The sequence below is a fragment of the Candidatus Magnetaquicoccus inordinatus genome (assembly GCF_004217665.1).
Classification (GTDB): domain Bacteria; phylum Pseudomonadota; class Magnetococcia; order Magnetococcales; family Magnetaquicoccaceae; genus Magnetaquicoccus; species Magnetaquicoccus inordinatus.
On record NZ_RXIU01000041.1, the window covers coordinates 1 to 20313 of the forward strand.

At 55.1% G+C, this 20313-nt stretch carries 10 protein-coding genes, 1 pseudogene and 1 CRISPR repeat array; of the genes and pseudogenes, 2 read left to right on the forward strand and 9 right to left on the reverse strand.

What is annotated here, in order from left to right; genetic code table 11:
• Positions 1–724: pseudogene (locus EJP87_RS17685) on the forward strand (hypothetical protein); the annotation flags it as partial.
• A 45-nt stretch (positions 725–769) separates the two neighbouring features.
• Positions 770–8352: a CRISPR direct-repeat array (repeat unit 28 nt; unit sequence TCTCTTGGCCGCCTACGCGGCGGTGAAC).
• Between the two features lie 120 nt (positions 8353–8472).
• Here EJP87_RS17685 and EJP87_RS05195 read toward each other — a convergent pair.
• From EJP87_RS05195 to EJP87_RS05220, 6 genes are all read right to left on the reverse strand, one after another.
• Positions 8473–11691 carry a hypothetical protein gene (locus tag EJP87_RS05195; protein WP_130470798.1) on the reverse strand — a complete coding sequence of 1073 codons (3219 nt, stop codon included), beginning with the start codon at positions 11689–11691 and terminating at the stop codon, positions 8473–8475.
• Entirely contained in the window at positions 11685–12620 is a 936-nt protein-coding gene (gene cas1f / locus EJP87_RS05200; RefSeq protein WP_130470799.1) for a type I-F CRISPR-associated endonuclease Cas1f, read from the reverse strand. Before cas1f ends, EJP87_RS05195 begins: the two co-directional genes overlap by 7 nt.
• A gap of 273 nt (positions 12621–12893) precedes the next feature.
• The gene (cas6f, locus tag EJP87_RS05205) at positions 12894–13514 is read right to left on the reverse strand and encodes a type I-F CRISPR-associated endoribonuclease Cas6/Csy4 (RefSeq protein ID WP_130470800.1); all 621 of its coding nucleotides are present in this window, start codon (positions 13512–13514) and stop codon (positions 12894–12896) included.
• Positions 13511–14563 (reverse strand): type I-F CRISPR-associated protein Csy3, encoded by a 1053-nt coding sequence (gene csy3 / locus EJP87_RS05210; protein WP_130470801.1) that lies wholly within the window; start codon positions 14561–14563, stop codon positions 13511–13513. The genes cas6f and csy3 overlap by 4 nt, the downstream gene beginning before the upstream one ends.
• Positions 14560–15390, reverse strand: coding sequence for a type I-F CRISPR-associated protein Csy2 (locus EJP87_RS05215; RefSeq protein ID WP_193771152.1), 831 nt, complete (start codon positions 15388–15390; stop codon positions 14560–14562). The genes csy3 and EJP87_RS05215 overlap by 4 nt, the downstream gene beginning before the upstream one ends.
• The gene (locus EJP87_RS05220; protein WP_130470803.1) at positions 15387–16568 is read right to left on the reverse strand and encodes a hypothetical protein; all 1182 of its coding nucleotides are present in this window, start codon (positions 16566–16568) and stop codon (positions 15387–15389) included. The genes EJP87_RS05215 and EJP87_RS05220 overlap by 4 nt, the downstream gene beginning before the upstream one ends.
• Positions 16569–16690: 122 nt before the next feature.
• On the opposite strand from EJP87_RS05220, the gene EJP87_RS05225 reads away from it, so the two are divergent.
• Complete coding sequence (locus EJP87_RS05225; RefSeq protein ID WP_130470804.1) at positions 16691–16957, forward strand: hypothetical protein; 267 nt, start codon at positions 16691–16693, stop codon at positions 16955–16957.
• A gap of 401 nt (positions 16958–17358) precedes the next feature.
• Here EJP87_RS05225 and EJP87_RS05230 read toward each other — a convergent pair whose 3' ends face one another.
• From EJP87_RS05230 to EJP87_RS05235, 3 genes are all read right to left on the reverse strand, one after another.
• Positions 17359–18396 carry an Rpn family recombination-promoting nuclease/putative transposase gene (locus EJP87_RS05230; RefSeq protein ID WP_193771153.1) on the reverse strand — a complete coding sequence of 346 codons (1038 nt, stop codon included), beginning with the start codon at positions 18394–18396 and terminating at the stop codon, positions 17359–17361.
• Positions 18389–18517, reverse strand: coding sequence for a hypothetical protein (locus EJP87_RS18790; protein WP_265332102.1), 129 nt, complete (start codon positions 18515–18517; stop codon positions 18389–18391). The genes EJP87_RS05230 and EJP87_RS18790 overlap by 8 nt, the downstream gene beginning before the upstream one ends.
• 530 nt (positions 18518–19047) lie before the next feature.
• Positions 19048–19947: an Rpn family recombination-promoting nuclease/putative transposase gene (locus EJP87_RS05235; RefSeq protein WP_130470806.1), complete on the reverse strand. Its 900-nt coding sequence runs from the start codon at positions 19945–19947 to the stop codon at positions 19048–19050.
• Positions 19948–20313: the final 366 nt, after the last annotated feature.

Here is a 20313-nt window from a genome sequence, read left to right on the forward strand (position 1 = left end):
GCAATCAAGGATGTTGCTTCTGGTAGGGCTGTTAGGCTGTTTGCCGGTTACCACGGCTGCGGCTGGCGGAGCTGGTGGACCGCCGGGCTTTGACACCTTGTGTGCCTATGAAAATTCTCGCTGTCAATTCAGCGGCACCCGCCACGTTGCTTATGGTGTCAACGGCCAATTTTCCTATCTTCAGAGGGTAACCAACGGCATTGATTGCAATAACAGCCGTTTTGGCGACCCGGCTCCCAATGTGGCCAAGCGCTGCTATATCAGCACGCCGCTGGAGGCGGGCAAGAGCCACACTCCCCCTGCTGGTGATGACTCTTCGATCACCGGCTTGTGGCAATCCAGTTCCGGCAGTTCGGTGCAACTGACCAGCCAGGGCAATCAAATATTTGTCACTCTGATTGACAAGCAAGGGCGGCGCCATGAAGGGAGTGGGCGCTGGTTACAAGCCGGTCGTTCATTTGATTATTCCATTGCCGGAATCGCTGGGGTAGCCACCTGTACTCTTGTCAACAAAAACCAGATTGATGTGCTCTCTCCCGAAGGTCGTCCCACCACCTGGAGCCGCACCAACAGCCGTGCTGCTGCGCCTCCGCCGCCGCCCCCCACCAGAGAACAGACACCAACCTATAATCAGCGGCAACAGCTTCGGGAAAGCAGTCGTGAGGTACCCAGCGATCCCGACGAGTTTTTGCGTGCCATCGAACGCAATCAGAGAAACAATTAGAGCTTGTGCGCGGCAGAGAGAGGCCAGCCTCATGCGGTTCAAAAATCTTTTGGCCGCCTACGCGGCGGGGGACAAAGTGTAACGCGACAAAGCGATTTTAGAAATTCTCTTGGCCGCCTACGCGGCGGTGAACGCTGTTGTCGATGCGACTGTAACAAAATAAATCTCTTGGCCGCCTACGCGGCGGTGAACTGATTGAAGAGCTTGGAAGATCTCCAGATAAATCTCTTGGCCGCCTACGCGGCGGTGAACTTACCATTACCCGCTACCTTACCATTACTTTTTCTCTTGGCCGCCTACGCGGCGGTGAACACAAGTAATCGTCGATGTTGGCGGCGGGTACGTCTCTTGGCCGCCTACGCGGCGGTGAACTCCACACACCGCCCGGTTGGTGGCAAAGTTTCTCTCTTGGCCGCCTACGCGGCGGTGAACTTTGCAGCAAGCATCCAGGCGTCAATGAATCTTCTCTTGGCCGCCTACGCGGCGGTGAACCGTAGCAGTGTCCCACGTTGCACTTAAAGCCATCTCTTGGCCGCCTACGCGGCGGTGAACATAACCTTTACCAGAAGTGAGAGAAATCTCACTCTCTTGGCCGCCTACGCGGCGGTGAACGAAAACAAAACCGCAGCACTGCGCTTGTTGCTTCTCTTGGCCGCCTACGCGGCGGTGAACGGATTGAAACTTCCTGTATTTGCTCAGGAAACTCTCTTGGCCGCCTACGCGGCGGTGAACTTGCCCGGACCATTTCCCCGTTTATTAGATGTTCTCTTGGCCGCCTACGCGGCGGTGAACCAAAGCGACTCGTTCATAAGGGGGATTAACATTCTCTTGGCCGCCTACGCGGCGGTGAACAGTACTCTGCGCACAGCGTGATTTCTCTTAGTTCTCTTGGCCGCCTACGCGGCGGTGAACGCCGTGAAAGCCGCAAAGCGGCTCGTTCATAATCTCTTGGCCGCCTACGCGGCGGTGAACCCAATCCATATAACCAGCCCTTTGAGCTCAAATCTCTTGGCCGCCTACGCGGCGGTGAACTTAATGTCAGACCCTCGGAGCGTGCAAGCTCTTCTCTTGGCCGCCTACGCGGCGGTGAACTCTTTCCCGGCTGTCACATCTGCGTTACGACATCTCTTGGCCGCCTACGCGGCGGTGAACGATCATTATGTTTGATATGGACGATCCTGGTATCTCTTGGCCGCCTACGCGGCGGTGAACAATAGGAGAGATAGCCACACCTAAGCCTATATTCTCTTGGCCGCCTACGCGGCGGTGAACCACTCCACCTCCGCACGATCCTCGATAGTAACTCTCTTGGCCGCCTACGCGGCGGTGAACATAATTGGCAACCTGAACAGTGTTCCCTTGGATCTCTTGGCCGCCTACGCGGCGGTGAACCTCACCAAGCGCTATCCAGATGCGCAGATTGTTCTCTTGGCCGCCTACGCGGCGGTGAACATTGTCAAAGCGTCCATCTCTCTCTTTGCGTATCTCTTGGCCGCCTACGCGGCGGTGAACATGTGGTGATAGGTTTGGAGCGTAACCAGCAATCTCTTGGCCGCCTACGCGGCGGTGAACGGTACTGAGCGTTTTACTGTTACCGCCCATGATCTCTTGGCCGCCTACGCGGCGGTGAACAGAAATTGGTGAATGCGCAGGCTGATGCGCGTTCTCTTGGCCGCCTACGCGGCGGTGAACTCTGGTAGTTGGTGCGTGAGCAAGCAGCGCACTCTCTTGGCCGCCTACGCGGCGGTGAACTTTTGGCGTGGGTGAAAAAACAAAACTGGACGTCTCTTGGCCGCCTACGCGGCGGTGAACCCTGGAGTGCTAAGAAATGTTGGGTTGTCACTTCTCTTGGCCGCCTACGCGGCGGTGAACACTCATAACAATGAGTGGCTTTTTTGTTATATTCTCTTGGCCGCCTACGCGGCGGTGAACTCGGAGCGTGCAAGCTCTGGATGTTGCAGAACTCTCTTGGCCGCCTACGCGGCGGTGAACTTGCCGACATCGAGAGCGATTGCTTTAGAAATTCTCTTGGCCGCCTACGCGGCGGTGAACTTTCAAAGTTGCATCCTCCGCAGTATGCAATGTCTCTTGGCCGCCTACGCGGCGGTGAACACTCACGTGCACACATGTACGCGCTCGCATGCTCTCTTGGCCGCCTACGCGGCGGTGAACAATTAAAAAGAGACGGGAAAATAATCGATATTTCTCTTGGCCGCCTACGCGGCGGTGAACGAAATTTCTTCCCATCCCTCGCCACGAGAAATTCTCTTGGCCGCCTACGCGGCGGTGAACTTTTTGGCTCTTCGTGCAAATACAAGCACAATTCTCTTGGCCGCCTACGCGGCGGTGAACATGCTTTCCGCACAATATGCCCAAATTTGCACTCTCTTGGCCGCCTACGCGGCGGTGAACTATATTTTCGTGGGTTTCACCGATTTGGTGACTCTCTTGGCCGCCTACGCGGCGGTGAACTTCGCATCGGCAGGGATGTCGCTATCTCTAAATCTCTTGGCCGCCTACGCGGCGGTGAACAAAAGCGCCCATGCTTGCCCGCATTTGCTTGCTCTCTTGGCCGCCTACGCGGCGGTGAACTCTGTCACAAATCTATGCTACAAGCACACTACTCTCTTGGCCGCCTACGCGGCGGTGAACGTAAATGGGTGTGGTAGTATATAGCTGTTGGTTCTCTTGGCCGCCTACGCGGCGGTGAACGGATTACCCATAACCCCTCTTGAGTTGTCGGCTCTCTTGGCCGCCTACGCGGCGGTGAACAACCTGTCTTGCGTCCGGTTGCAACGCAACCATCTCTTGGCCGCCTACGCGGCGGTGAACATCGATTATTTGAAATACTCGGCAATAGAATTTCTCTTGGCCGCCTACGCGGCGGTGAACCCATCATTTAGAACGAATGGGCAATTTTTATTTCTCTTGGCCGCCTACGCGGCGGTGAACGGTTCGATCCCCTCACGGCTCGACACAACCACATCTCTTGGCCGCCTACGCGGCGGTGAACCCAGGCTTTCCACCTGGCGGGATGGTTTAATATCTCTTGGCCGCCTACGCGGCGGTGAACTATTATCTGATGCTGATGAGTTATTTTTCGGCTCTCTTGGCCGCCTACGCGGCGGTGAACTTTCTTCGTATGTTCCCTGTTTAATCTCCTGTTCTCTTGGCCGCCTACGCGGCGGTGAACTGGCTGATTTTGGGTTTTCTTATAGTGAAATATCTCTTGGCCGCCTACGCGGCGGTGAACCGAATTCGAGACCTTTAACGACATCCCAGGCATCTCTTGGCCGCCTACGCGGCGGTGAACAAATCCAACATGCTGAACCGTGCGACGGCATTTCTCTTGGCCGCCTACGCGGCGGTGAACTTGATACTGCAGAGCCGCCTCTGTTGACTAACTCTCTTGGCCGCCTACGCGGCGGTGAACGATTGCTGCACGCCGAGCATTTTTTCCCTTCCTCTCTTGGCCGCCTACGCGGCGGTGAACTTCTGCAATAATCACAACCGATCTAGCGCACTTCTCTTGGCCGCCTACGCGGCGGTGAACCATCTGCAGTAGATGCCTCGCGGGCGGTAACATCTCTTGGCCGCCTACGCGGCGGTGAACACCTCCAGATTTTTCGGCAGCTTCTCTATTCTTCTCTTGGCCGCCTACGCGGCGGTGAACATGGACATGACGAATGCAGAAGAGTAAGCACTTCTCTTGGCCGCCTACGCGGCGGTGAACACGAATTGCGCTCTCGCTGCCGGGGCTATTGTTCTCTTGGCCGCCTACGCGGCGGTGAACTGCAAAAAAAATGGACCAGGCTCGACGTTTTCTCTCTTGGCCGCCTACGCGGCGGTGAACTCCAGCAGTATATTGTCTCAAGGGTAATGAATTCTCTTGGCCGCCTACGCGGCGGTGAACTGATTCGGACAGGGTAACCGTTTTATCTCTGCTCTCTTGGCCGCCTACGCGGCGGTGAACAAGGGTTTGTAGCCTATTAAGTCCTCCCGCTATCTCTTGGCCGCCTACGCGGCGGTGAACCGTTACCCTTTATAAATTGGCACGCTTTATGCTCTCTTGGCCGCCTACGCGGCGGTGAACACGTGCATAATTAATTGTTTACATGCGTAAGGTCTCTTGGCCGCCTACGCGGCGGTGAACGCAAGCGTTTATTGCTGGTTGCACCCGCTACATCTCTTGGCCGCCTACGCGGCGGTGAACCTGCGCCTGCAGGCTGGCCAATTGCGCCTGCATCTCTTGGCCGCCTACGCGGCGGTGAACTGGCGCTGCATAACACCTATAACGCCATACATTCTCTTGGCCGCCTACGCGGCGGTGAACACCGGCAATGCTTGCAAAATACGTTTGGTCATTCTCTTGGCCGCCTACGCGGCGGTGAACCACACAATGTGCGGGTAGTAAAGGATGACAAATCTCTTGGCCGCCTACGCGGCGGTGAACCAACCAAGCAAAGGAGTTGAAAGGCAATGTCATCTCTTGGCCGCCTACGCGGCGGTGAACTAAACGCTGGAGGTCATGAGTCAAACCTGGTCTCTCTTGGCCGCCTACGCGGCGGTGAACCCGGAGTTAAACCCTGGCAAAAGCCTTGGCAATCTCTTGGCCGCCTACGCGGCGGTGAACGCGCACTGCTTGCCGGAGCTGCAATCCTCAGATCTCTTGGCCGCCTACGCGGCGGTGAACAAGAGGCGTTGCCTCTGCCTGCTCGACTTCCTTCTCTTGGCCGCCTACGCGGCGGTGAACATCTCGAAGGCGAGGGTCTTGATTCAATTACTTCTCTTGGCCGCCTACGCGGCGGTGAACAGACACGCGCATGTATGCACGCGCTCGCATGCTCTCTTGGCCGCCTACGCGGCGGTGAACAGAAAAAGAGGCGCATCGTCGAGCGGTTGAAGTCTCTTGGCCGCCTACGCGGCGGTGAACGTCAGTTTTGCAATAATTGATGACAATGTCGATCTCTTGGCCGCCTACGCGGCGGTGAACGTAATTAACCTCGATTATTATCGCATCGTCAGTCTCTTGGCCGCCTACGCGGCGGTGAACATACGTTTGACGCTACTTTTTCAGCAGCTTGCTCTCTTGGCCGCCTACGCGGCGGTGAACGCTGTCGATCACGCTCAAGCTCTTTGGAGTTTTCTCTTGGCCGCCTACGCGGCGGTGAACGTTCCCCCGGCAATGGCAGCGCTGCTGCAGGTTCTCTTGGCCGCCTACGCGGCGGTGAACATCCAGAGATGCGGCCAGATTTGGCTGTCTATTCTCTTGGCCGCCTACGCGGCGGTGAACTCTTTGCGTCTCGGTGGGCTTGCCTCAGTTGCTCTCTTGGCCGCCTACGCGGCGGTGAACAAATCTTTGATCACGCTGTTGCCATTCGTTCATCTCTTGGCCGCCTACGCGGCGGTGAACGTGGAGTGGCGTGGAGTGGCGTGGCGTTCTCTTGGCCGCCTACGCGGCGGTGAACTTAGCTAGCATTATCCCAGATCGGGATTTATGTCTCTTGGCCGCCTACGCGGCGGTGAACGGTATTAATGCCAACGAGGAGGTGACGGAAATTCTCTTGGCCGCCTACGCGGCGGTGAACGAATATTTTCTTGAATCGGCAGGTCATATCATTCTCTTGGCCGCCTACGCGGCGGTGAACTGGCCGAGCCATCGCCAGCCTGGCCATCGCCATCTCTTGGCCGCCTACGCGGCGGTGAACTGGCTCGGCCATGGCTCGGAGTGCCTGGCGATTCTCTTGGCCGCCTACGCGGCGGTGAACAGCTTTGGGCACAAACCCCTCAAGATAGTGACTCTCTTGGCCGCCTACGCGGCGGTGAACTGATCCATCGCAGCATGACGTAACAAACAAAATCTCTTGGCCGCCTACGCGGCGGTGAACATCCACTACATTTTCCCACTCATGAAGATATGTCTCTTGGCCGCCTACGCGGCGGTGAACTCAAAGCGCCAAGCCGATACAAGGCTGCATATTCTCTTGGCCGCCTACGCGGCGGTGAACTTGTCTCTGGACGGGAAGAGTCAGCGACAATCTCTCTTGGCCGCCTACGCGGCGGTGAACATCCATGGTTGCGCATGTGGCTGATTGTCTCTTCTCTTGGCCGCCTACGCGGCGGTGAACTGATTGTCGATGTCAGAACCTGCTGCGTCTGATCTCTTGGCCGCCTACGCGGCGGTGAACGTACCATGTTGACTATAATTTCCGGATCGTATTCTCTTGGCCGCCTACGCGGCGGTGAACGATGAAAACAGTCGATGAGCATGGAGAATGCGTCTCTTGGCCGCCTACGCGGCGGTGAACTCATTCATTTCTCACTCCCTCATCCGTTAGCCTCTCTTGGCCGCCTACGCGGCGGTGAACCGTTGCGGCGTGATCTCTGATGCAGCTATTGCTCTCTTGGCCGCCTACGCGGCGGTGAACACTGGATATTTCCGCAAGAATCTTCTGCGGTTTCTCTTGGCCGCCTACGCGGCGGTGAACATGGCCGCAAGATGAAAACAGTCGATGAGCATTCTCTTGGCCGCCTACGCGGCGGTGAACCATCGTCGGGAGGTGATTCATCGCCGACAACATCTCTTGGCCGCCTACGCGGCGGTGAACAAATCCAACATGCTGAACCGTGCGACGGCATTTCTCTTGGCCGCCTACGCGGCGGTGAACAACAGCATTTGATATTGATAGCTCAATTGATATCTCTTGGCCGCCTACGCGGCGGTGAACCTGGTCATTGGCGTTCTCAGGATCACGATCAATCTCTTGGCCGCCTACGCGGCGGTGAACACCACAATTCTGATCCTGGCTTTCTGATTGTATCTCTTGGCCGCCTACGCGGCGGTGAACATTGATCTATCGCAGCATGACGTAACAGATAGTCTCTTGGCCGCCTACGCGGCGGTGAACTTTTACACTCCTCAACCTGTTAAATTGACCAATCTCTTGGCCGCCTACGCGGCGGTGAACAGCCCGTAAGGCCCGTGACAATTGTACAATCCTCTCTTGGCCGCCTACGCGGCGGTGAACATTGATCTATCGCAGCATGACGTAACAGATGGTCTCTTGGCCGCCTACGCGGCGGTGAACTCGGAGCGGATCGGAGTGGCTCGGAGCGGATCTCTCTTGGCCGCCTACGCGGCGGTGAACCTCACGCGCCGCATGCAGGCACGCATACATGCTCTCTTGGCCGCCTACGCGGCGGTGAACACCACAATTCTGATTCTGGTTTTCTGATTGTCTCTCTTGGCCGCCTACGCGGCGGTGAACGAAAGAGCTTTTTTCGTGCTTCGGTTACGTGATCTCTTGGCCGCCTACGCGGCGGTGAACAGTACTACCCTGGCAATATTACCCTTGGTTGTTCTCTTGGCCGCCTACGCGGCGGTGAACGGCAATGTTGCCGTTGCTGTCGGTGCACAACTTCTCTTGGCCGCCTACGCGGCGGTGAACGCCGACACAGCCGACACCGTGGCCAGCTTGCATCTCTTGGCCGCCTACGCGGCGGTGAACCAAACGCCGACAAACATAGTTTTATGCTATACTCTCTTGGCCGCCTACGCGGCGGTGAACACAACAACGTATACAACAACAACAACTTGCGTTCTCTTGGCCGCCTACGCGGCGGTGAACAGCATTTTTTCTTTCGCATAGGGTTGATTGATATACAACTTTCCTGCAGAAGGCAACAAAAACCTTCGTCGCACATCATCCTGATAACATATGAATATTGCGTGAAATTTTATTAGGAATTTACGGGAAGGGTCGAAACACCCCACAGTCGGGATGGTAGAGCCATGTAGAGTCTTCATAGTTCGGGAGGGAAAGTTGAAAAAAACGGCGAAAAAAACGTTTCCGTTTTTTCTCATCCTCTGCCAACTCAGGCTCCTTCTCCAACACCTCCTCAAAAAGGGCGTCCGCAGAAAGATCAAGAAACCTGCAAGACAAAGCGGGAGAGGGATCTGTGCCAATTGTCTGCGCAATAGGCTGTTCCCTGCCCTGCTCATCACGTTTGTAAAATTGTTTTTCATCCCGGTCAAACCACACTTCCATCTCTGGACCAGAACGGCGAAAACGAACCTTATTGGCATGGGCGCCACTCAACCAGGCTTTTACATCCTCCCGATAATATCCATACAACGAATAGGGAGATTCCTGACTCAGCAGATAATCCTTGATTTTACGATATTCCAGTTGACACATCTCGCCGCCAACTCCCTCCAGCAAATGGGGTCGCGCATCCATCCTGGCTATCGTCTCCGGTGCAAACAGCTCCTCTGCCCATAACGATGACAATCTGTACTGGAACATACGCGAACTCCCCAAACAACTGCTCACCTCCTCCGGGCCAGGACGAAAATAGTTCAAGCCATCCGGCCTGTGCTGCATGGCGCGCAGCGATGTGGGAAGCAGGTAGACATTGGGCCGCGTCACCACTCGCAACCGATGCCGGTTAACCCGTCCGGCTGCCTGCGTTTTGGAATGCTCGCTGGTCGGCTCCAAAAGGCAACCATCAAAATCATGGTCACGTCCAATCTCCTCCACCGCCGTCGTCACAATCACCAAAATATGATCCTTGCGCGACGACTGAAACAACCACCTCTGCACACGCGGATGCTGCGGAAAACGATCCTTATCCTTGCGCTTGAACGCCTCATCCAAAAAAAGCTCAATCCGATCCCGCATCAACAACGGAAAGGCCGAGTGATAGACAATAATACGCATATCAGGGTCGCTGTCTGCTCTGGCCGCCAGCCAACGGACAAAGGCCACACACTTGTCAATATGTGACAAACGAACCAACAATCCGGACAACCTCTGCTTGCCCCTTTGGAGCGGCACATGGTGATCTTGATGAAGCGTGAGCAGTGCCTGATACATCTGCTCATACAGGCCCTGCCAATCGCCAAGTTTGCTTCGCGCCATCACCCTGCCGCTCCGTACCAGAGAACGCCCTGCCAACTCCTCTGCCAAAGATTGGCGAAACTGGCCTGAGATCCGCTGATAAGCGCCTTCCTCCTCCCCGGCAAATACCACCGCCTTCTCTCCTCCATCGGCAAACAGTCCCACATCCACCTGCAACGGCAAACCATGAAATTGCGCATAGGCCGTATATCCGGCAACATAGGCTCGAAACAATCCTTGCGCATGCGGCTGCAGTATAGTGGCCGAGGAGAGGATCACCTTGCGACCAAAAGCACCGGCCAAAAAAAGCAGGCGACCAATCGCAATCTGATCCTCTGCCTCATAACTGTCTATTTCGTCCAATACCAGGTCGGCACTGAGCAGACGTAACGCCGCCACCAGATAAGAGGTTCTACGCCCGTCCGCCGCCGCCATCAGTTGATCAACCGTCGCTACCACCACGGGAGTGGCCAAAAAACGGGCCGTTTCCGGATCTCCCTGCAGATGCTTCCACATTCCGTCGGGAAGCTTGCCTCGCAAATCATTGGCCGAGGTACTGTCTACCATCAAGCCAAAGCGTTGCACCGCGGTTTCGGAACCGTTATTCTCCTCTCTCTTCTCGTACAACTCCCTGAGCGCACTTGCGCCGATAACGGTAATCATCTCCAGATCGTTAAAACCCACATCCTGGCGATAATCTCTGCCTGCCTGCAACGTCAAGGCACGCAGAGGCAAACAAAGTGTGTAGCGTAAGGTTGCGGCACTGGCCGCCAAAATTTTTGGTGCAGCCCTGGTTTTGCCAGCCCCTGTCCCTGCAATAATCTCCGCAAAAAAGCCCACTCCCAAACGACGCTGTGCCTGTACCGCAACCACCGCACTGTTCTGCCATTCATAACGAGCCGGTGCACGCTGGCGCAGATTTTTTGGCAACCCTGCTACAGGCAGTGCATAGGCCGCATCGCGCATATCAAACAAATCGGATAAACAAATGGGTGCCTGCAACGCCACCTGCTGCAAATGCACATCCAAAGCCTGTTTGGGACGACGCCCCTCTCCCGCCTCCCCATCCAGCTCCGGCACCCCTTTTGCCCACTCATAATTGGCGCAAAGATCTCCCGGCACAGGGCGCACTCCCTGATGCCAACCCGCATTGAACGGTTGGCGCGAAACCTGGCGATCCGCCAAAATCAAGGCCAGGCGTCCATAGGCCGTACTGGTGGCTCCCACATCCACGGTGGCCGCCGCCAACAGACTCTTTACACAACGCAACGTGCCGTCAATCAGCCTGTCACTGATCACCCGTTCATCCACCTGGAGCAGAGTTGGCCATTTTGCCGGGTTGATATGTTCTGTCAACGTGAACAGGCCACACTCCGGGATCGAATCCAGAACCATCTGGGCATCCGGCAAACGGTGGTGTGTAGCCACCAGCCAAGCGCTCAGACGCAAAGAGGCTGGCAGATCGACCGGCATCAGATCAATGGGATCTTGCCAACCACTCCAGCCACTCAAAGAGCGGGTCGCCTGCCAAATGGCTCTGCCGACCACAGCAGCATGCAGATCTGCTTCTGCACAGAGGGCACGCATGCTGCGCACAAAAACCATATTGGAGATGATCTCATGGCGCAGCGCATCCGCTTCCATGCGTCCATGCCGCAATTTGCCCTGAAATGCGGCGTTGGCCTTGCCGAAATCATGCCACAAACCAGCCAGTTCACAGACCGTGGCCAGCGGGGAAAAGAGGGCTGGACGGGCTGGCGCCAGGGTAAAATATCGGTCATAGGCATGCCCCGCATAGGTTGTGCACTGTCCGTTACCAGCAAACGGCTTGGCCGACCCGACAATCCACTCCAAGTCAAAACGCTGATTTCTGGTCACCGTCGAAGCAGCCACCGCGGTTTGCCGAGTGGCTACCGCCGTCAACTCCTGACGCAACCTGTCCAGACCATCCTGAGTCAAACGCCCACGCCAGGTCCGCTCACCTGCCCGTTCCAAATAGGCATCCAATACAGTGCGACTACGCGGCCATGCCTTATGAAGACATTGACTGACCACAATCACTAACATTGATCTATCGCCTTAATCAGCGTATTGAATAGTATTTCCAAGACTTTGGCATCATCACACAGCGTGATGCAATGCCCACGAAAATCGCTCTCACTCATTTTTTTGCCACTCCGCGCCTGAAAGGCGCTCGCAAACGCCAACGGCATCACGATGCCATCCTTGATCACATCCGCCAGATCAAAAACCAAGGCACCCCGACGGCTCTTGCCATGCCAAACAGCCAAAGCCGGGGGAATGCCCAAACACCATAAAACCACCGACGCCAGACCATAGAGCAAATAGTTGCCATGATCCAATAAGGTATTCGGATCCTGCACACCCTGACCAGAACGCGGTTTTCGTTCAAAATCAGTAAAGTGGAACGAAGTGGCGAGAAGCCGGTACAACTCCTTGGCATATCCTCCCTCTATCCCAAAAAGCTGTTGCACACTGCCTGCCTCATCCACCTCGCGCAGCCAACGCGCACGCTGCCGCCCACCGGGGGGATCCGGCAAACCCACACCAAACTCCAAGTTCGTCCAACACCAGTCAATCTTTTCCAGTCGCACCCGAAAAAACTGTTTGGCCACTGCCAAACGCCGCCCTTCATCACGCCAAAGCTCAATCCATCCTTGCAGAAAACGAGGATCGCGATATTCATCAAATGGGGTCAACAAGTCGGGATAGGGATCCTGTGCCGCCAGCAAAGGGGTGCCACCTGAGCCACAAAAACCTATACACACACCCTCTTGCCGCAACAGTCGTACCGCTTCCTGGGTGATGGAATTGCCTGGACCCAGCAGTAAAAAACTGGTATTGGCAACCGGAATGTTAAAACCACGCAGCGCGTTTTCCCCGGCCTCCATATATTCAACCCGATGGTCACGCACGACCACTCTGGCCCGTTCCAACACATACAGATGAGCCCTCTGGGAAGGGAGAAGACGCATAGCAATACCTCGTCACTATTCAGGTTTATGCGGATTCGCCAGCTCTACCCCCATGGGGATGCTGTGGGCATTGGCGCAAAAAAGCGCGCCAATGCCCACAGCTTGCTTCCATTAGGCGCTTAAGCCGACGCAAAAAGCGCGTCGGCTTAGTTTGAAAAGCGCGCCAAAAGCAAAAGATAAAAGCAAAATCCCAGGGATTCCATCCCTGGACCCGGCCAGGGAGGTGCCCTCCCTGGACCCGCAGTTGCTTGGCTGGTGAATAGTTGCAAAATCTCACGGAATAAAGGGAACCGTCGCCCCCTCTTTGCTAAAACCATACGAGTCAAACACTCCCTGCACAGGAGCGGCAGTAATCACCTCCTTGCGAAAGGGAATGTTAAACGACTGTTGGGTGGAATGGCTGAACACCATCAAATAGGGCGCATCACTGGTACGCACCGAACGCTGACGTTCCCGCAACTCCTCTGCACTCAAGGAGGAACGCTTGCCGGCTTCGATACGCCGCATGGTGCGACGCAACTCCCGTGCAATCGTCGCCGGTCGCCGCTCCTCATCCCGCAAACGCCGAAAACAGAGCTGCTGCGCCATCACCCCACGCAACGGGCGATAACGCATCTCCTCCAGATAATCGGCAAACCGTCCATTGAGCAGACGCACAGCACCTTCAATAACCTCTTGCGCAGCAAAAATTTGCAGTATATCCCCTAATGTGGGACGATTGCGCGCCGCCACAATTGCCGAGGATCCTCCCTCCTGCGCCTGCGGAAAGGAGAGCGCATAGGCACCAAGACCTGCATTGCGCACCTGCATCAGCACCTTGCTGAAGAGAAAAGCACTATCCAATCCGGTACCCGGCAAGGCTTTGGCAGTAAGATAGCCTTCGATAAGCATCATTTGCTCTCCGGTTTTTGTTTTTTGCCCATGCCGAACACCCCCCCGCGCACCAGATTGGCGATGACAAAATGGGCATCACCACTGATGCCTTTGGCAAACTCTGCCGCAAACGAAGTAATGCCCTTTTTCAAAGAGGTATAAAAATCGCTGTTGCCGCTTCCCGACTTGCGAACCACGACATAGGCCTCCCGATCCTGGCCATAGGGGTTGATGGGCAGAGGAGTACCGCGCTCCACCCCTTCAGCACCGGCATGCCAAATATCCACAGTACGAATGGCATTGCCAATTTTCTGTTCATGGAATGCGGCACAGCGCCCACAACCCATTGCCTCTATCCCAAACAATACCTTGCCAATCGCATCCACACTGTCATCCTTGCTGGCAAACTCTTGCGACGGATAGACCGTTGCCCCCCGACCCACATTGAGCAAACCAGTCACCTGCAACCGTACCACCTCCTCACCACGCAAACCTTGTGCAATCCGCTCACCCAGAGTCTGCACCTGTGGCTGACGCAACGACCCTTCCAGATCGGCCAGAGCATGCTCAAAGGCATTAAAATGCCACTGCTGCTGGCCACATTGGATCTGCACAGCAAACTCTTGCGCAAACAGTCGATTTTTCCAAGCCCAACGGCCATTGGCCAAATTGGCTGCATAAAGAGCGCCCAAAGTGCGAAAACCATCCGCCGCAACATATCCATCCACCATACGAATCAGGGCAGCACGCCATTCTGGCAGATCACAAGCCTGTGGCTTGCGCGACTCGCCAAGCACAGTCAGCGCAAAGCTGATTCCCAGTTGTTCACACTCGACCGGCAAAGTGGCATATTCCACTCGTTGCGGATTGCCGGTCGGCTTTGACTGCCCGGTGGCATCAAATTGTGATTCTGTCCCGAGGATGGTCTTGGAGAGTACAGCCACCGCACGACGATTCTGCTGTGCATCGACGGCATAAAAGAGGCCATCCGTCGGTACCAGACTGCGTTGATAACTCAAAATGGAAGGTGTCTGTTTGGCAAGATCCTGCTTGGCAGGTGTAGCGGTCATGGCTTTTCCCCTTTCAATGTATAGGTCTGACTCTCCCGATCCAATACCGGTGTCCAAAATATAAAATCCTCTGCAGCGAGGGCAAAAGTACGACGGAAGGAGGCCAAACCAAAAACAGGTTCTCCATGAACATGCAGCGTTGCCCCCCGTGCCTGGGTGCGCAGCGCTTCCGGCGAAATGCCCAAATAACCAATATGGGACATAAAAAAGATCTCCCCGCTTTCCGGGTCATAGGCAGAGGCCAGACGGTCCAGCAAAAGATCCAAGGGATCTGCTTCGCCCTGTTCAGGAAACAACGCAGAGGTATGATCGACAATGGCATAGCCTCGACCAGCCTGGCGGAGCAGCGCCAGCGCATCAGAACCGGCAACCACCTTGCCACAACTCTGTACAACACCTCCCAATGCCCGACCCCCTGCCACCTTGTGCAACTGTTCGGGATGCTGCTCCAGATAGGCTGCCCGCATGGCACTGATGCGCACCTCCAAAAGCAGCGATACGGTCAAATCCATCTGTGGCCGGATCTCTTCTGGAGGAGAGAGCCAATGTTCCGCTTTGCTGGGCACGGCAGCATCTGCATAGAAATATCTTTTTTGGGTAAATTTATCTTGATACTTGCCATACATACGGGGCCGCCCCGTGTGATGGACGATGGCAAAGCGGCGCAAAAATCGGCCGGAGCTTTCTCCGGCCAGCGCACGAGCCCACTCCTGGGACAAACCAAGAAAAGCGGTCAGTGAAGGAAACCCAACAGCGCCATAACCAGCCAGACTGTTGGCACCACCAATCTCGACCCGTTTGAAAAGAAACTGATAATTGACGTTCACAGGCACTCCTCAAAGGCGGCAATCAGACTGTTGACCGAACGATCCGGCAGAAGGAAAGGGGTATGACTGCCATCCTCTTGCGGTTGCTTATGCCACAAGCGCTCGATCCTCGCTTTGACCTCTTGCGCAAAGCGACGCGCCAAGGCCACGCGATTGAACGAACCGGTACGGGCATCCAGCCAATGCAACTCCTCAGCGGGCAGATCCCGCCAAGGCTCAAGAGTATCCAGAGCAGGCATGCGCCCCACATGTGGTTGCAGATCGCAACCCAAGGCGAGAAACATCTCTGCAATCTCGACAGCATGCGCCTCTTCTGCCCGACGATGTGTTGCCAAATCAATCTGCAGCAGCGCACGTCGGCCATAAAACAACAAACTGGCACGATCCACGACTGCCACACGCGCATAGCTTCGGAAATAACCAATGCGTGCCAACAGTCGCTGCAGCGTGGAACGTCGATCGACCGGTGGTGTCACCGACAAAACAGGAATAGCTCCCCGCCGTGTATTCCTGGTCATTTTATTCACCACATAACCCACATTTTGCGGATTGGCCCCACCCACTGGAAGCATGTTACGGGCAATACGTCGTTGCGCTGCGTGTGGTTCCGCTTTTTTGAACCGTTCATCCCGCTCGCGCAGCCGCCGATTGAGTTCCTGCACCCATTTCAGGGAGGGCAACGGGGTCAACAGGATCTCTTCGTCAATCCCTTCAAAAAAAACCAATCGTTCGTATTGTGAAACGGTTGCCGGGGCACGATCGCTCAGTTGCGCAAAAGCCGCTTGCAAACCGGACCAGGTTGCAGCATCCATCCCTGGTGGAGCTGCCTGGCCTGCCGCCAAAAGAGCCACAACCGACATCGGATCCTCCCAGCCCAGATCACAGGCAAGAGCCATGGAGAGCGCAATCTCGGCACCACCAGGCAATGCCCCAAAACCATACCGACTCTCCAAAGTGCGCGAGCAAATACCTATTTTCAATTTCCGGTCGCGTGCGGCAGTTTGCATACAGAGCACAGACTGGCTGTTATCCACTTTGGAATGGCCCAGTTTGGGATGATGGGTAGCTAAAATAGTGGGCAACCGTGTTGGCAAGGATGGATCAAACAACGGCTGCAGATTGAGCGTGACTGCCTCTTCAGTCTCGCCAGCGGATGGTGTTTCAGCAGCAGAGTCCATGATACCTCCAGTAAATGTAAAAAAGGAAAATATAATATAATAGACAACCGCAAAGTAAACAGTATTTTTTTAAGCGCTCTGTTGAAAAACAGATTTCTGTACAGGATGAAAAGGATGATATAATGAACAGTTCATCGACCCTGTGCCGCCTGCGCGAGCGTTTTTTTTCCAGGATCGGCTTGCCCTCCTGGCGCACCTCCCCCTGCACGCCGAGCCTATTCAAACTAAAGTTATTTTATTGCAGATTATCTTGGCGATGGAGATCTGATAGAGCCTTCCAGCAGAGTGAAGTTCTCATCCCGTTCAGCGCCGACGCCGGTTATGTTGATGACCTGCCCAGCCAGGAAGCCCTGGCGGATGAAGTGACGCAAGACGCAGATATTCCCTAGTTTTCGGTAACTATTCAGCACCCAAATCAACTGCGGGTCCAGGGAGGGCTCCTCCCTGGCCGGGTCCAGGGATGGAATCCCTGGGATTTTGTTTTTTAATCTTTTGCCTTTGGCGCGCCTTTCACAACAAGCCGACGCGCTTTTTGCGTCGGCGCGGCGCGGCTAATGGAAGCAAGCTGTGCGGATTGGCGCGCCTTTTTGCGCCAATCCGCACAGCATCCCCATGGGGGTAGAGCTGGCGAGCCATCGCAAACCGGGTAGAGCTGGCGAGTCATCGCAAACCGGGTAGAGCTGGCGAGCCATCACGAACCTGAATAATCAATATTCCCTTTTGCTCAATTTCCTTCGACCATTTTTCAACGTGTGTCGCCCACATGTTCACCACCTCCTACACTCTGCAGTCACGACAGATCCGCCAGCACACTCTCCAGGGTTGTGGCGTCCAGAATGCGGAGACTCCATTCTTCCAGGGTGGATAGTTCAGCATCGGCTATTTTCTGGCTGGCCCATTGGGGCAAGTTGCCGAAGCGGCGCTGGAGTTGGCGGGTCAGTATTTTGGCCTCGCCTGCCTGCTCACCTTCCAGACGGCCTTCCATGCGGCCTTCCATGCGGCCTTCCATGCGGCCTTCCTGCTTGCCAATCAATATCCCCTTTTGCTCAATTTCCTTCGACCATTTTTCAACGTGTGTCGCCAACATGTTCACCACCTCCTCAAGCTCTTCAGGAATTTGCGGCAGAGAATGCGGACCTTTGAACCGCTCCAAGCCAATGGCCAACAATTCACGAAACAACTGCTTCACCGGTGGCCCCTCTGGATGTTTTGCAAACCACTCCACCAAGTCACGACTGGCCTCCAGAATTGACTCCGGACTTCCTGGGTGTCCGATGCGGAAGAAAATGGCCGTCAGGGAGTGCAACCCCTTCAACGTCTCCTCTGGAAAACGCCCCTCGTCTATTACATGATACCGCATCTCCGGCTGGTATTGCCACAACGGAGATCCGGCAGGCAGACGAATCAGCTCCCGCAGACTGGTTGCTGCACCCCAGCGCGGCTCGCCATTGAAAATGACAACAGGCAACACGGGTGGCAGGCCATCCGAGGGCGTCAGCGTGCGCTCGTCCACCAACTGCTGATAGAGCAGACCGGTGTAAACATCCATGCGCAACACCATCCACTCGTCTATTTCTGACTGGAACTCCAATAACAACATCAAAAACAGGCTGCCACCAGCACAAACGGGAATCTCCCAGACGATATCACCCCGCCTCCTCTGACCTGTCTTGGCGGTGAGCTTGGTGTTCAACCGCCTCATCTGCGACAGATCAAGCTCCGCCAAGATATTGGGAGCCAAAAAATTCCGTAGCAGATCGGCCACCATTTCCGGGTAAGCGAAAAGGCGGTGATAGATCGCGTCTGAGGTGTGAGTGGTATCAGCCATCGGTAGAAATCTCGCCAAATCCTTCTGGATAGTCATCGAGCAGACTCTGTTCCCCGAACCATACCCGCTCCTCAACAATCCGGTCAAACTGGTGACATTGCAACGGAATAATTTGGAACATCTCTTTCCGCCCCCCCTACTCTCTTTTTCCAGCAACCTGGCAAGCGCACCAACACAACGAATCCTTTCCATGCAACCAGGAGATAGCTTACCGGTTGCACCATCGGGACAGCGTAGCATTGCACTGTAGCACCAAAGATGAAATGCGTTGTCGAACTGATTCTGGCAACTATTGAGGATATTGTATTTTTAGACACAAAAAAAGCCGCTGTAAAAAGCGGCCTTTGCACGGAGAAAATCCGGTAATTTTTGAATGGTGGAGCATGTTTCAGAGCGTCGAACTTTTTCTCCAGTCATGCTGCGGTGCAGCAGAGAGAATAAGTTCGATAGCATCTTGGTCGGCCAAGTGATGAGCGGATTGAAATCAATTTGATATTCAATGACTTTTTCGTAGCCGTCGAGATTCCGTTGGCTCTTCGCGGTATGGTTTCGGACTCGCCTTCGATTTGCACTTGAGCACCAAGATTGACATCGGAATTCTCTATTGCAAGATTTTCGTATAAAATGGAGAATGCAGGTTCTCCGATGCCTTTACGACGGGTCAGCCAGCACGCTTTCCAACGTCGGTGCGTCCAGGATTCGGAGGCTCCAATTTTCCAAAGTGGCCAAGTCAGCCGAGGCGATTTTATCGGTGGCCCAGGCGGGCAGACTGCCGAAACGGTGTTGGAGGAGACGGATTAGCATTTTGGCCTCACCTTTCTGCTCCCCTTTCTGCTCCCCCTCCTCCCTCGCCAGATCAACCGCTCCCCGTGCATCCGCAATGGCTATACCGGCTTTGTCATACATTTCCAACTCTTCAGCCGTCATGTTGGCCACCATGGCCATCTCGAAGGCATGCCGGAACGGTGCCGCACTCAGTTTTTCAGGAATTTCCTGCAGGGAACCCGCGTACTTGATGAAATAAATCCACCTATCAAGAACATCTTCCAATCCTTCCAGAGATTTTGAGAATTTTGGGAGTTCAACAAAAAAATGAAGAATGTCCTGCAGGTAAGACAGCCCCGTGATGGTCTCCCTTGACTCGTGGCGTGAGACACAGTGGTTAAAGCCGTCGAACAGGACAAAATCGGTGATGGTAATGGCTATCACTTGGTTCAGCCTGGGATAGTCCTCTCCCCGCTCAATCTGATGCGCATACGCCTTGGCGGTGTTGTACTGGATCCGTTTCAGGAAGGCGGCCACCTTCTGGACTTGCATCTCGACGATGTAGGAAACCCCACGATGATCTCGGCATTTGACATCCAGAATAGAATATTTCAACTCCCGAATCTTCGGTGCCAGAAACGGGTCAAGTATGGTCAACTCGGCAATGCGCCGATCACCATCCAGTCCCAGCAGGCTCTCCAGAAAACTGACGAGAACGTCTTTGGCGCTCTCGCTGCCGAAAATTTTCTTGAATGCAAAGTCAATGCGAGGATCGATGAATTTCATGGCTGGGCTACCTATCGACGGCAACGAGCAGGAACACGCGGTCAGTGTATCCCGTCGGCGTGTAGAATGCCACCGAATTCGTCGCAGACACCTGAATTGGGCGCTTCATAGTACGCTCGGAATGAAACAAGCCTGACTGGGTGGGTAAACTTTCCGTACCACGGAACCCGCAACGAGACTGTGTCGGTTATTCGGCAGGTTTCCGTGGTTGCTCGCGGTCTATACTGATGGGAGTTCCTGCAGCAAATCCCATCCCGGACCCTGATTCGTGGTGACTTGAGATAATGTCAATCACCTACCACCCGCATAGCGGGTGGTTTGATGAAGGCCCCCATAGGGGGCCAGTTGTTTTATGAAGGGGCCATG